The sequence below is a fragment of the Arthrobacter sp. B1805 genome (genome assembly GCF_002929745.1).
In the GTDB taxonomy this organism is placed as follows: domain Bacteria; phylum Actinomycetota; class Actinomycetes; order Actinomycetales; family Micrococcaceae; genus Arthrobacter_D.
Genome location: NZ_PJIQ01000001.1, coordinates 432,660 through 445,176, shown reverse-complemented (window position 1 = coordinate 445,176; position 12,517 = coordinate 432,660). Strand labels below are relative to the sequence as shown.

General features: G+C 67.4%; 10 protein-coding genes. 6 read left to right on the top strand and 4 right to left on the bottom strand.

The window, feature by feature from the left end; all coding sequences use genetic code 11:
• Positions 1-95 precede the first annotated feature (95 nt).
• Positions 96-1,595, top strand: coding sequence for a hypothetical protein (locus CXQ96_RS18005; protein ID WP_146070793.1), 1,500 nt, complete (start codon positions 96-98; stop codon positions 1,593-1,595).
• Here CXQ96_RS18005 and CXQ96_RS02180 read toward each other — a convergent pair.
• The 3 genes from CXQ96_RS02180 to CXQ96_RS02170 form a co-directional block, all read right to left on the bottom strand.
• Positions 1,507-2,190 (bottom strand): CoA pyrophosphatase, encoded by a 684-nt coding sequence (locus CXQ96_RS02180; RefSeq protein WP_104116364.1) that lies wholly within the window; start codon positions 2,188-2,190, stop codon positions 1,507-1,509. The genes CXQ96_RS18005 and CXQ96_RS02180 overlap by 89 nt on opposite strands.
• A gap of 42 nt (positions 2,191-2,232) precedes the next feature.
• Positions 2,233-3,036, bottom strand: coding sequence for an endonuclease III (gene nth / locus CXQ96_RS02175; protein WP_104116483.1), 804 nt, complete (start codon positions 3,034-3,036; stop codon positions 2,233-2,235).
• Positions 3,037-3,098: 62 nt separating this feature from the next.
• Positions 3,099-4,469: a PrgI family protein gene (locus CXQ96_RS02170; protein ID WP_104116363.1), complete on the bottom strand. Its 1,371-nt coding sequence runs from the start codon at positions 4,467-4,469 to the stop codon at positions 3,099-3,101.
• Between the two features lie 287 nt (positions 4,470-4,756).
• On the opposite strand from CXQ96_RS02170, the gene acs reads away from it, so the two are divergent.
• Positions 4,757-6,715, top strand: coding sequence for an acetate--CoA ligase (acs, locus tag CXQ96_RS02165; protein WP_104116362.1), 1,959 nt, complete (start codon positions 4,757-4,759; stop codon positions 6,713-6,715).
• 130 nt (positions 6,716-6,845) lie between these two features.
• On the opposite strand, the gene CXQ96_RS02160 is transcribed toward acs, so the two are convergent.
• Positions 6,846-7,268, bottom strand: a complete 423-nt coding sequence (locus CXQ96_RS02160; RefSeq protein WP_104116361.1) for an organic hydroperoxide resistance protein — start codon at positions 7,266-7,268, stop codon at positions 6,846-6,848.
• Between the two features lie 291 nt (positions 7,269-7,559).
• Between CXQ96_RS02160 and CXQ96_RS02155 the strand changes: the two genes are divergently transcribed.
• From CXQ96_RS02155 to CXQ96_RS02140, 4 genes are all read left to right on the top strand, one after another.
• Positions 7,560-8,843, top strand: a complete 1,284-nt coding sequence (locus tag CXQ96_RS02155; protein ID WP_258058738.1) for an MFS transporter — start codon at positions 7,560-7,562, stop codon at positions 8,841-8,843.
• A gap of 7 nt (positions 8,844-8,850) precedes the next feature.
• Positions 8,851-9,336, top strand: a complete 486-nt coding sequence (aroQ, locus tag CXQ96_RS02150; protein ID WP_104116359.1) for a type II 3-dehydroquinate dehydratase — start codon at positions 8,851-8,853, stop codon at positions 9,334-9,336.
• A 55-nt stretch (positions 9,337-9,391) separates the two neighbouring features.
• Positions 9,392-11,311 carry an ABC transporter ATP-binding protein gene (locus CXQ96_RS02145; protein ID WP_104116358.1) on the top strand — a complete coding sequence of 640 codons (1,920 nt, stop codon included), beginning with the start codon at positions 9,392-9,394 and terminating at the stop codon, positions 11,309-11,311.
• Positions 11,312-11,410: 99 nt separating this feature from the next.
• On the top strand, positions 11,411-12,412 hold the full coding sequence (locus CXQ96_RS02140; RefSeq protein ID WP_258058737.1) for a DUF5996 family protein: 1,002 nt from the start codon (positions 11,411-11,413) through the stop codon (positions 12,410-12,412).
• Positions 12,413-12,517: the final 105 nt, after the last annotated feature.

The window sequence follows — 12,517 nt, the reverse complement described above, 5'->3', positions numbered from 1 at the left end:
GTCCGCGCGCCGCTTGTCCACATACCGCGGCCACCTTTCCCGGTACTCCTGGAGTGCCCGTACGGTGACATCACGAACGGGGAAGGACGGTGCGCGTGAGCATCCTGAAAATCGATACGAACCGATACGGGGAAGCGGCAGGCCTCGCTGCTGTAGCGGGACAGGGAATCTCCGAAGCGGTGGTGTCGACGAACTCCGCGCTCATGCACACTGCCGGCATGGCGGGATGGGATGCGATGGGTGCGGAGTGGTCGGTTTCGTACGACAGGGCGGCCCGTGAAGTCCTCGAAGCCTGTCGGGAGCTCGCGCTCGCATCGTCGGACACATCGCGGGCGCTCACCTACTCCGCCGGTAACTACATCGATGCCGAGTACGTAGCGTCCATGGGGTTGTCCGAGCTTGTCGTGCCGCTGCTGCCGGCATCTGTGCCGGATATGACTGCTCCGAACCTGCCTTCCGCCGGTGGCGCCAACCCAGGGTGGCCCCCGCCGTGCTGGGACATCATCGCCGGCTTGGCAGGCGTCGTCTGGCCCACGGGCAGCCCGGAGATGCTTCGGGTAGCCGGTACTGCGTGGTGCACTCTGGCCGACGACGTCGAGGCGAGCGTCAGTGGTCCTGTCCGCTCGGCGCAGGACGCGGTGAACGGCCTGATGGCCGAGGATCTCACTCTCCTTCGTGAGCGCAGTGCTGCAATCAATTCAGCCGGAGTCGAGACCGCACGTGCCTCGCGCGACATCGCAGCTGGCTGTACGTCCCTCGCCGAGGCTGTAGAAGCGGCTCATCAGGAGTTGATCCACGAAACGCAGTCGTTCGCCCTGGAGTGCGCCGGCCTGGTTGTGGCCGGCACCGCACTGAGCCTCGTCACACTCGGAGGGTCGGCAGCCATCACCACGCTCATCGGCGCCGCCCGCACCGCGCAGATGATCGCACGGGTGCATCAGGTGCTCACGCGGCTCGCTGCGCTCGCGCGCACCGCCTCGGTATTCGCGTCGCGCATGCCAGGAGCTACTCGCCTCACAGCCGGGCTGCAGGCCCTCGCCAGGACACCGGCTGTGCTCGGAACAGCCGCGCGCTCCGCGGAACGGACACTCGTCCCCGCGCTGCGCTCCCCGGTCATGACGGCTACGTTGTCGCGGCTTGCACCCGCCGTCCGCATCGTCCGTCCGCTCGGGAAAGCCGGCATCCAGATCCTCGACTCGAAGGCGGTGTCCGTGGCCCTGTCCAGCCCGGCGGCGCTCGCCCGGGAGCAACTGGCGTGGCACGTCCGCCGAAACGTGCTGGGTTCGAGTGCGGTCAAAGGTGACCTGACCGAGCAGGCGTTTGCGGTGCTGCGGACGACAGGCTTCCGGGCGCCCCGGACGATGCCCGCGCTCGAAGCGACCCTTCGCGCCAAGGACCGGGTCGAGACCGTCATAGACCTCGCGGCGCTTCCCGCGTCATCCGTGGCGCGCTATGCGCCAGGGAGGATCGAAGGCCCAGCGGCCAGCGCAGCGGGGCCTGGCCGTCTCACAGCGGTGCAGGCATCTCCCGCGACCGGTCCCAGGCCCGCGTCCAGCCGAGGCCATCGAACATCGCGTCCAGCATCAGCGCCGTGAAACCCCAGATAACTGCATCGGACGTCAGGAAAGCGGGCGTGCGACTCACGAATCCGTCTCTGCGCACCACGGCCGTTCGCCGCCGTGACGGATCCAGAAGAGTGCTGACCGGACATCGGAAGACCAGTTCGGACTCGGCCGCGTCGACCGCGTGGACGGGTGACTCCTCCGCCCACCAGGCGAGCACCGGAGTGACCAGGAAGTTGCTGATCGGGAGCCCGACTTCCGGCAGCGTTCCCAGAATCTCGACGCCCTTCGGATCGAGCCCGGTTTCCTCCCGCGCCTCGCGTAGCGCCGCTGCCCCCTCGTCCACATCGCCCGGGTCGATAGCACCTCCCGGAAACGCGACTTGGCCCGGATGGTTGGCGAGCGACGCTGCGCGCATCACGAACAGGATGTCGAGGTCATCACGGGCGGCTTCCCCGGCCGAGCGGTGTATCACGCCTTGACGAACTCCGACGAGGATGAGGACGGCGGCGCGACGGGTCCTCTCGGGGTCCAGCGCCCCGAACTGCCAACCACTCGGCTGCAGCAGCACGGCATCGGGGCTTCCCATCCGTCCGACCCACTCGGTCAGCTCGCCGCGAGCGCTCATGCCAGGACCAGGGGAATGTGCTCCACCAGAGCACGTCGGGATTCAGGCACCCAGACCGTACCCGGCCTCGCGCAATTCTGCACGCGTTCGTCCTGCGCGCATCAGGTCGAGCAACTCTTCCCTGCCCGGAGCGAGTTCGTACTTGAGAAGCTTCGCAGCCTTCATGGGATCCGTCTCTCCCTCCCCGTAGGACGGGCACAGCGCAGCGACCGGGCACACGCCGCATGCCGGTTTCTTGGCATGACAGATCCGACGCCCATGGAAGACGACGTGGTGGGACAGCATCGTCCAGTCCTGGCGGTCGAAGAGAGCTCCGACCTCGAGCTCCACCTTGACCGGATCCTCGGAGGCCGTCCATCCGAACCGGCGGGACAATCGGCCGAAGTGCGTGTCGACGGTGATGCCAGGGACACCGAAGGCGTTACCGAGGACGACGTTCGCGGTCTTGCGCCCCACACCTGGCAGAGTCACCAGATCCTCCAGCCGGCCCGGCACCTCGCTGTCGTACTCATCGACCAGCCGACGGGACAACGCGAGGAGGCTGTTGGCCTTCGCCCGGTAGAACCCCGTGGGCCGGATGATCTCCTGCAACTCGAGCTCGTCAGCCTCCGACAGCGCCTGGGCATCGGGGTAGCGCTCGAACAGCGTGGGCGTGGTGAGGTTGACCCTGACGTCGGTGGTCTGCGCCGAGAGAACCGTCGCCACCAGCAACTCGAAGGCGTTGCGGAAGTCGAGCTCCGCCACCGCGTAGGAGTAGGTCTCGGCCAGGATCCTGTTGATCTTCCGCGCCCTGCGCTTGAGGGCGACCGGTGACTCTTCCTCGGTCTTCGCTTTCCTGCCTGCCACGTGCACCTCTCCTTCCAGCGATACCTCTCGAACACTGGGAATCAGTGGCGGAGGTCCAGGGTTCAGTCGCGGGGCGCGCGCTCGATGTTGCGCAGGTCGCGCAAGATGCCGACCGCGCCCGTGCGCTTGTCCTGCACGAGGAATTCACTTCCGCGGTCCTCGATTCCCACCTCCCAGTCGCCCGGCTGCAATGCGAACACTTCTCGCCCGGCCTGCTCGTCGAACACGGGCCTCGGGGACCCGACGGCAAACCAGAAGGCCTCGACAACAGGCTCTTCCTCCGCCGATCGCGTCGCCGTGATGGGCTCCTGCCGACCCCGGTCCTCCGAGTGGCCGACCGTCGCGTACGTGCGCGTGGAGTCGTCGGCTGCGACGTCCTGCAGGCGCGTCTGGTCGTTGGACGGGGACTGCGACGAGCGCGCCTCCGGTGTGCCGGCCGCGACCGGGTGATCCCGGCCCTCGCCTGTCTCGTCGTGAGCGGATTCCCGATCGACGTCCTGATCGACATCCTTACCGAAAGCGTGCACGCCGGCCGGTGCTCCGTCCAGGCCCTGCCCTGCCTGCCTGCCTCCCGTTGCCGCCAGCCCAGACTGCCCGGATGCGGCAGCACCTGCTCCCACGGCGCCGGCCCCGCCGGCCCCGTAGAGACCCGCACCGTTCTGAAGGACCGCGGCGGCAGCCGGGTTCACACCCGCCTGGCCGGGGTGCCCGGAGCGAGGGCCCACTGCTCCAGGGATCGTGCTCGCTTCGGCGGGCTTCGGCGGCTTCGGGGGGCGGGGACGCGCGGCGGCGATGGGGCGTGCCAGACGATGCGCCGGCACCTCCGGCCGACCAGCGAAGTCGTCCTTGATGATCGGCAGGAACGGCCCGACGACAGTCGCGGCCACCATGCCCAGTGAGCCGATCAGCGCCACCATCGGTCCGGCATGGAAGTCCGTGGCCGTCTGCAGGAAGAAGAAGGTCGCCGCCAGAACCGCTGAAACGGATGCGAACTGGTCGACGGACAGCGAACCGACGCGAAGGCCAGTGCCCCCCAGCCGACGTCCCGCAAGGAGTGCGAGCGCGATGACGGGCAGCAGTATCCCGATTCCCACGAAGAACAGCGGGACGCTGTTCCAGAAGTTGATGTACCGCACAATGCCGTCGACGAAGGGCAACAACGTACCGATGAACACGAGCGCAACGCCACCGCCGAACACCAGTTCCCGCAGTGTGAAGGGACCCAGGAGGGCCTTGCTCGGACCCGAACCCTGTTCCTGGTCCGGCCCAGGCGCTCCGGACGCAGCGGTTCCGACCGGCTCCGTAGCGCTGGATGGAGAACCGCCAGCAGTGGACTCAGTCGCGACAGGCGATCGGCCAGCACCCTCGAGGTTCGCCTGTCGAGCCGTCTCGGAGGGGCCAGCATCGCGCTGCCCCTCGGTTGGTTCGGTCATGTCGTACTCCCGTTCGTCGCGCTGGTGCCGCCGACCATGGCCGAAGGCGTCGTTTACCTCCTTCCACCCTAGCCACCGGCCCGGGCCTTCTCCACCGACGCACTGCGCGGGCAGGAAGCCGCTCATCGCACAATCACCGCAACTCGGCTAGGGCCTGTGACGCGGGGCACACGCGCAGGCGGAGAACTCGATAGGGTTCCCCTAGAGCACGTGGTGGTGCGGCAAGCCGTCGCACCAGACTGGGTCCCGTCCCGTCCACCACCGAACACGTCACAAAGGGGTAGAACATGAGCGCTGAACGGCAAGGCGACGCCTTCGAGAACCTGCTGCACGAGGAGCGTCGCTTCCCGCCCAGCGAGGAGTTCGCCGCGGATGCGGTTGCCCAACCGTCCCTCTATGACGAGGCTCGGAACGAGGGAACGGACTTCTGGGCGCGTCAGGCCCGGGAACTCCTCACGTGGGACAGGGACTTCACCGAGACGCTCGACTGGTCGGACGCACCTTTCGCGAAGTGGTTCGTGGGCGGAACTGTGAACGCCGCGTACAACGCCTTGGACCGTCACGTCGAAGCCGGTCTGGGCGACCGCGTGGCGATCCACTTCGAGGGCGAGCCGGGCGATACGCGCACCATCACCTATGCGGAGCTGACCCAGGAGGTCAAGAAAGCATCGAACGCTTTCGAATCACTCGGCGTGCAGAAGGGCGACCGCGTCGCCGTCTACCTGCCGATGATCCCCGAAGCCGTGATCACGATGCTTGCGTGTGCCCGGATCGGCGCCGTCCACTCCGTGGTCTTCGGGGGGTTCTCGGCGGACGCTCTTCGTAGTCGCATCGACGACGCGGAGGCAAAACTCGTGGTCACCTCCGACGGAACCTACCGCCGCGGGAAGCCCAGCTCCCTCAAACCGGCCGTCGACGGCGCCCTTGAGAGAGAGGGCCACACCGTGACGAACGTCGTCGTGGTACGCCGCAACAACGAGCCCGTGGAGTGGACCGAGGGCCGCGACGTCTGGTGGCACGACGTCGTCGGCAACGCGCCGGACGAGCACATCGCGGTGGCGCACGACGCCGAGCACCCTCTGTTCATCCTGTACACCTCGGGGACCACCGGAAAGCCGAAGGGCATCCTGCACACGACCGGCGGCTACCTCGTCCAGACGGCATTCACGCACCGGAACACGTTCGATCTGCGCCCCGAGTCGGATGTCTTCTGGTGCACGGCGGACATCGGGTGGGTCACCGGCCACAGCTATGTCACCTACGCCCCCCTCGTGAACGGTGCGACGCAGTTGATGTACGAGGGCACACCGGACACGCCGCACCAGGGTCGGTGGTGGGAACTCATCGAGAAGTACAAGGTGTCGATCCTCTACACGGCCCCCACCGCCATCCGCACCTTCATGAAGTGGGGCCGCGACATCCCGAAGAAGTACGATCTCTCGTCGATCCGGGTGCTCGGTTCCGTCGGGGAGCCCATCAACCCCGAGGCGTGGATGTGGTACCGGGAGGTCATCGGCGGCGGAAAGGCTCCGATCGTCGACACGTGGTGGCAGACGGAGACCGGTGCCCACATGATCGCGCCGATGCCCGGAGTCACCGCGACCAAGCCCGGCTCCGCGCAGGTGGCCGTCCCCGGCATCGCCGTGGACGTCGTGGACGAGATGGGCGAGTCGGTGCCCAACGGATCGGGCGGCTACCTCGTGATCCGCGAACCGTGGCCGGCCATGCTGCGCGGCATCTGGGGTGACCCGCAGCGGTTCAAGGACACGTACTGGTCCCGCTTCGACGCGATGTACTTCGCCGGTGACGGCGCGAAGAAGGACAGCGATGGCGACATCTGGCTCCTCGGCCGGGTCGACGACGTCATGAACATCTCGGGCCACCGACTCTCCACGACCGAGATCGAGTCAGCACTGGTGAGTCACCCGTCCGTGGCGGAAGCGGCTGTCGTCGGGGCGAGCGACGAGACGACGGGCGAGGCGGTGGTCGCGTTCGTCATCCTGCGCGGTTCCGCGAAGGACGACGACGACATCGTCACCACGCTGCGCAACCACGTCGGCAAGGAGATCGGCCCGATCGCGAAGCCGCGGAACATCCTGGTGGTCCCCGAACTGCCGAAGACACGCAGCGGGAAGATCATGCGCCGGCTGCTCAAGGATGTCGCCGAGGGTCGGGAAGTGGGCGATGCGACCACGCTGTCGGATCCCACGATCATGCAGCAGATCGCAGTCTCGCTGAGGAAGTAGGGCTCGCTCAGGAGGTAACGGGGCGGGTACGGCCCCGGGGCTCGAGGCCGGGATAGGAGAAGGACCCCTGCATCTGCTGGGGTCCTTCCTCCTACCGGCGGGACGACACCGGTGACGCGCGGGACAGAAATCAGCCGATCGTCGCGTCGACGGTGACCTCGATGTTGCCGCGGGTCGCGTTCGAGTACGGACACACCTGGTGTGCCTGCTCGACGAGCCGGTCCGCCGTCTCCTGGTCCACCCCGCCGATCTCCGCATGCAGGGCGACGGCGAGCTGGAACGCACCGCCCTCGACCGGAGCGATGCTGACCTCCGCTGTGACGGCTGTATCACTGATCCGAGCCTTGCTGCGGCTCGCGACGAGCTTCAGGGCACTGTGGAAGCACGCTGCGTAGCCGACGGCGAAGAGCTGCTCCGGATTAGTTGCTCCTCCAGGACCGCCCATCTCCCTGGGCACGGCCAGGTCGACGACGAGTTGCCCGTCGTCGGTGCGGGCTGCACCGTTCCGCCCGTCGCCGGTTGCCGTGGCCACTGCTGTGTACAGAGCACTCATGCTGTCCATCCTTCGGTCGTGGAGCCTGGCTATCCGCCCGCCCCGAGGGTTACCAGCTGGTAACCCTACCTCCGGCCGGATTCGCGGAATGCAGCGCGGGAAGTCGCGCCCCGGGAAGAACCCTCAGTGGAAGGCGACGAGGAGCATTTCCAGCGCCGGCCCGCGCTCCCGAAAGCGGCAAATCACAGGGCAGTGTGATGTTCGTCGTGAAAGATGGCCCAGGGCAGAGGGCGAGAGGACAATTTCACCGTGTCCACAACCGTGCAGCAGCCCCCCGTATCGAATCCGCGCATGGCCCGTCGCGTCGCCGGAGCCTCTTTCGTCGGAACCGCCCTCGAGTCCTACGACTTCTATGTGTTCGGCACAGCAGCCGCGCTCGTCTTCAACACAGTCTTCTTCGCTGAGCAGGATCCGTTGGCCGGCACCCTCTCCGCTTTCCTCGTCTTCGCGATGGGCTTCGTCGCCCGCCCTCTCGGCGCGATCCTCTTCGGTCACCTGGGCGACAGGATCGGGCGCAAGCGGACCCTCATCTGGACCATCACGCTGATGGGTGTCGCGACCGGGACCGTGGGACTGCTGCCCGACTACAACACCATCGGCATCTGGGCACCGATCATCCTCACGGCGCTGCGGTTGCTGCAGGGTCTTTCACTCGGTGGTGAATGGGGCGGTTCCATCCTCATCGCAACCGAGCATGCCGAGCCCCGCAAGCGAGCGCTCTACGCGTCCATCCCGCAGCTCGGCTCCCCCGTCGGCACCATGCTGATCTCGGCCATCTTCCTGATCCTCGCCGTCGTCGCACCCGATGTCATGACCACGTGGGGTTGGCGGATCCCCTTCCTGCTCGCCTTTCCCTTCCTTGCCGTGGCGATCTACCTCCGCCTCGCCATCGATGAGACGCCCGTGTTCAAGGAGACGAGCCGGAAGCAAGCACTGCCCCGCGTCCCGTTCCTGGAAGTCCTGAAGTCCCAGCCCGCCGCCATCGTGGTCGCGATCGCCTCAGCTGTGCTCGGCATCGGGTCCTACTTCCTGATGGTCACCTACACGCAGGCGTACGGCACCCAGACGCTCGGGTTGTCGCAGGAGACGGTTCTGAATGCGGCCCTCGTCGGGTCGATCCTGCAACTCGTCACCATCCCGGCCTTCGGCTTCCTCGCGACGCGCATCGGCTCGGCGAAGGTCGTCGCGGGGGGCGCTCTCGGAACCGCGCTCATCGCCTTTCCGCTGTACTGGATCATCAGCATCGCCACCGAACCGATGTACATCGCCGCGATCATCCTCGGCGGAATCCTCCCGACGGCCAGCTGGGCAGCGCTCGGCGGACTGATGGCTGACATCTTCAAGCCTGCGACGGCGTTCACAGCGCTCTCCTTCGCCTACAGCATCGCCGCGATCGTCGCCGGCTTTGCGCCGTCGATCACGCAGCAGTTCGGAATCGCCACGGACGGCGCCTGGTGGCACCCCGGCGTCGTGCTCGCGTCCATGAGCCTCGTGACGGTTGCCGGCGCCCTCGGCGCGGTACGCCTGCGTTCCCGCCTCATCGATCCGGTGGGTACCCGAGCAGGTGCGGCATAGTTAGGGCATGACCCCCGCGCGCGCACCCAGCATCCTCGTGATCAACGGACCGAACCTGAATCTGCTCGGCAGCCGGGAACCGTCCGTCTACGGCTCGTCCACGCTCGACGACGTCGTCCGCCTCGCGGAGACCGCAGCGCAGCAGCACGGCTGCACCACGACGGCGATGCAGTCCAACCACGAGGGCGAGATCATCGATGCGATCCACGCCGCCCGGCTGACCGTGGACGGCATCGTAATCAACGCGGGGGCGTTCACCCATACCTCGATCGCGATCCGTGATGCCCTGTCCGGCGTAGCGCTACCGGTCGTGGAGGTCCACATCAGCAATGTGCATCGACGCGAGGAGTTCCGTCACCACTCCTACATCTCCGCGGTGGCCGACACCGTGATCGTGGGAGCGGGCATCGACGGCTACCGCCTGGCGGTGGACCATCTCGCCGGACGGCTCGTGGCGACGGCTGCCGGTTCCGCATCGTCACCAGAAAGTTAGCTCCGTCGCCGCCCGTTGGACGGTGACGAGATCGCTCATAGGGCACGATGGTGCTATGACGGACATCACTCCCGCCGAGAGCGCGACCGACCAGCCCCATGACCCCGACGCACCCCTGCTCGAGGTGCGGAATCTCGCAGTGAGCTTCCGGACGACGCATGGCGAGGTGCAGGCGGTCGAGGACGCGAGCTTCACGCTCAAGCGCGGCAGCGCCCTGGCGATCGTCGGCGAGTCCGGCTCGGGCAAGTCGACGACGGCGATGGCGTGCATCGGATTGCTGCCGGGCAACGGCAGGGTCACCTCGGGCAGCATCCTGTTCGAGGGACAGGACCTCGTGAAGCTGTCGGAGGCGAGGATGCGCTCCATTCGCGGCAGGGCCATCGGCCTGGTGCCGCAGGATCCGATGTCCAACCTGAATCCGGTGACGAAGATCGGCACGCAGGTCGCCGAGACACTCCTGGTGCACGGCATGGCGACCAAGAAGGACGTCAAGCAGCGTGTCATCGAGGTACTGACGGCCGCCGGGCTCCCGGATGCGGGCGAGCGCGCCAAGCAGTACCCGCATGAGTTCTCGGGCGGCATGCGCCAGCGGGCGCTCATCGCGATCGGCCTCGCCTGCCAGCCGCGGCTGCTCATCGCCGACGAGCCGACGTCTGCCCTGGACGTGACGGTGCAGCGCACCATCCTGGACCAGATAGAGACGATGACCGAGCGACTCGGCACATCGGTTCTCCTGATCACCCACGATCTCGGCCTCGCCGCCGAGCGTGCCTCGCAACTCGTGGTCATGCACCGGGGCCGGGTTGTCGAGACCGGCCCTGCGGACCAGTTGCTCAACGACCCGCAACACCCCTACACGCAGTCACTCGTACGGGCTGCGCCGAGTGTCGCGGCCGTGCGCCTGCGGCCGGGCGCATTCACCGCGGATGCGGCAACCCGGCTCAAGCTGGCTGAAGCCGTGTTCGCGGAGCACGAAGCCGGGCACCAGAGCGGGAGCACGGGCGCGGTGCTCCCGGACGGCAGTGGCCGACGCGTGGCTGATTCCGTCACCGCGGGCTCCGACTCCGATTCCTCCCGCGGAGGCACCGGAACCCACGTTGCGACGTCGTCGTCGGACCGCCCCGCAGCTCCGGTCGGGGCCGGCAGCTCCGAAGGGCAGGCGGTTCCGGCCGCTCCCGCCAACATCGTCGAGATCCGGGACCTCACGAAGATCTACAAGCGCCGGGGCAGCAAGGAGGACTTCTACGCGGCGAAGAACGTCACGCTCGACGTCCCGCGCGGAAAGACTGTGGCGATCGTCGGAGAGTCGGGCTCGGGCAAGACGACGACGGCCCGCATGCTCCTGAAGCTGATCGAGCCGACGTCGGGCACCATGACCTTCGACGGCATGGACGTCGCGACCCTCGACAAGGCGCAGCTCAACGACTTCCGCCAGCGCGTGCAGCCCATCTTCCAGGACCCCTACTCCTCCCTGAACCCGATGTTCACGATCGAGCGCATCGTCGAGGAGCCGCTCAATGCCTACAAGCGCGGGTCGAAGAAGGAACGTGCGGCGCGCGTGCGTGAGCTGATGGACCAGGTGTCGCTGCCGCAGAACGCCTTGCGGCGTTATCCGGCGGAGCTCTCGGGCGGGCAGCGGCAACGCGTGGCGATCGCGCGCGCCCTCGCCCTGCAGCCGGAGCTCATCGTGTGTGACGAACCGGTCTCCGCGCTCGACGTGCTGGTGCAGGCGCAGATCCTCAAACTCCTCGGCGACCTGCAGTCCGAACTGGGGCTGAGCTACCTCTTCATCTCGCACGACCTCGCCGTGGTGCGCCTCATCTCGGACTACGTCTGCGTGATGAAGGACGGCGAACTGGTGGAGGCGGCAAGCTCCGAGGAGGTCTTCCAGAACCCGCGACACCCCTACACGCGGAAGCTTCTGGCCTCGATCCCCGGCAACGAGCTCAATATCCCCCAAGAGCTGGCGTCCTAGCGCCACTTGTCAGCTGATCGGAAACGGAAGCCTGCGCGTGGGGGCCGTCATGGCATCCCGGCACCGGCTGCCGTCGGGCGACTGTGGGTGCCCGGGAGCATGAACGACAGGCACATCACGACGACGGAGGACATGATGACCGAGCGGGGCACCACGGATGGAACGACGGGCGAATGGCCCGAGTTGCGCGTAGCGGACTGGCAGGACACCCAGGCGACCCTGCACATGTGGATGCAGGTGGTCGGCAAGATCAGGATGGCGCATGCTCCGCTGGTGAACCACTGGTGGCAGGTGCCGCTCTACGTGACCCCTCGTGGTCTCGGCACGTCGTCGATCCCCTACCGGCACGGCATGTTCGACCTGGAGTTCGACGTCGTCGCCCACCGCCTGCTCGTGAGGAGCTCGTCCGGTGAGGACCGCAGCGTGCCCCTCGAGCCGCAGTCCGTGGCCCGGTTCCACGAGCGGACACTGACGGCCCTGGCCGAACTCGGCATAGATGCACCCATCCGGCCGGTACCCACCGAGGTCGATCCCGCCGTTCCTTTCGCGGAGGACCACCACCACGCGTCCTACGACGCGCAGGCCGTGACGGCATTCTGGCGGCAGCTGATCCAGGCGGAGCGCGTGATCACCCGCTTCCGCGCGGAGTTCCTCGGAAAGGTCAGCCCCGTGCACTTCTTCTGGGGAGGCATGGACCTGGCGTGCACGCGTTTCTCCGGCCGATCGGCTCCCACCCATCCCGGTGGCGCCCCGAACTGCGCCGACTGGGTCATGGAGGAGGGATACTCCCACGAGCTCTCCAGTTGCGGGTTCTGGCCGGGCGGCGGGGAGGAGGGCGCGTTCTACTCGTACGCGTACCCGGAACCCGAGGGCTACCGCGAGACGCCCATCGACGTCGAAGGCGCCTACTACAGCGCCGAGTTCCGACAGTTCCTGCTGCCGTACGAGGCAGTGCGCCGTGCGGAGGATCCCGACGCCGCACTGCTCGAGTTCCTGCGCGCGACGTACCGGGCTGCGGCGACGGCGGGCGACTGGGACGCCGGTCTACTCACCGACCCACACCGCCTGGACAGGCACGCCCGGTCCTCGACCTCGGCATAAGCGACCGCTCCGCCGGAACAGGCATGCCCGGTCCTCGACCGCGGCACAAGCGACCGCTCCGCCGGAACAGGCACGCCCGGTCCTCGACCGCGGCACACTCCACCT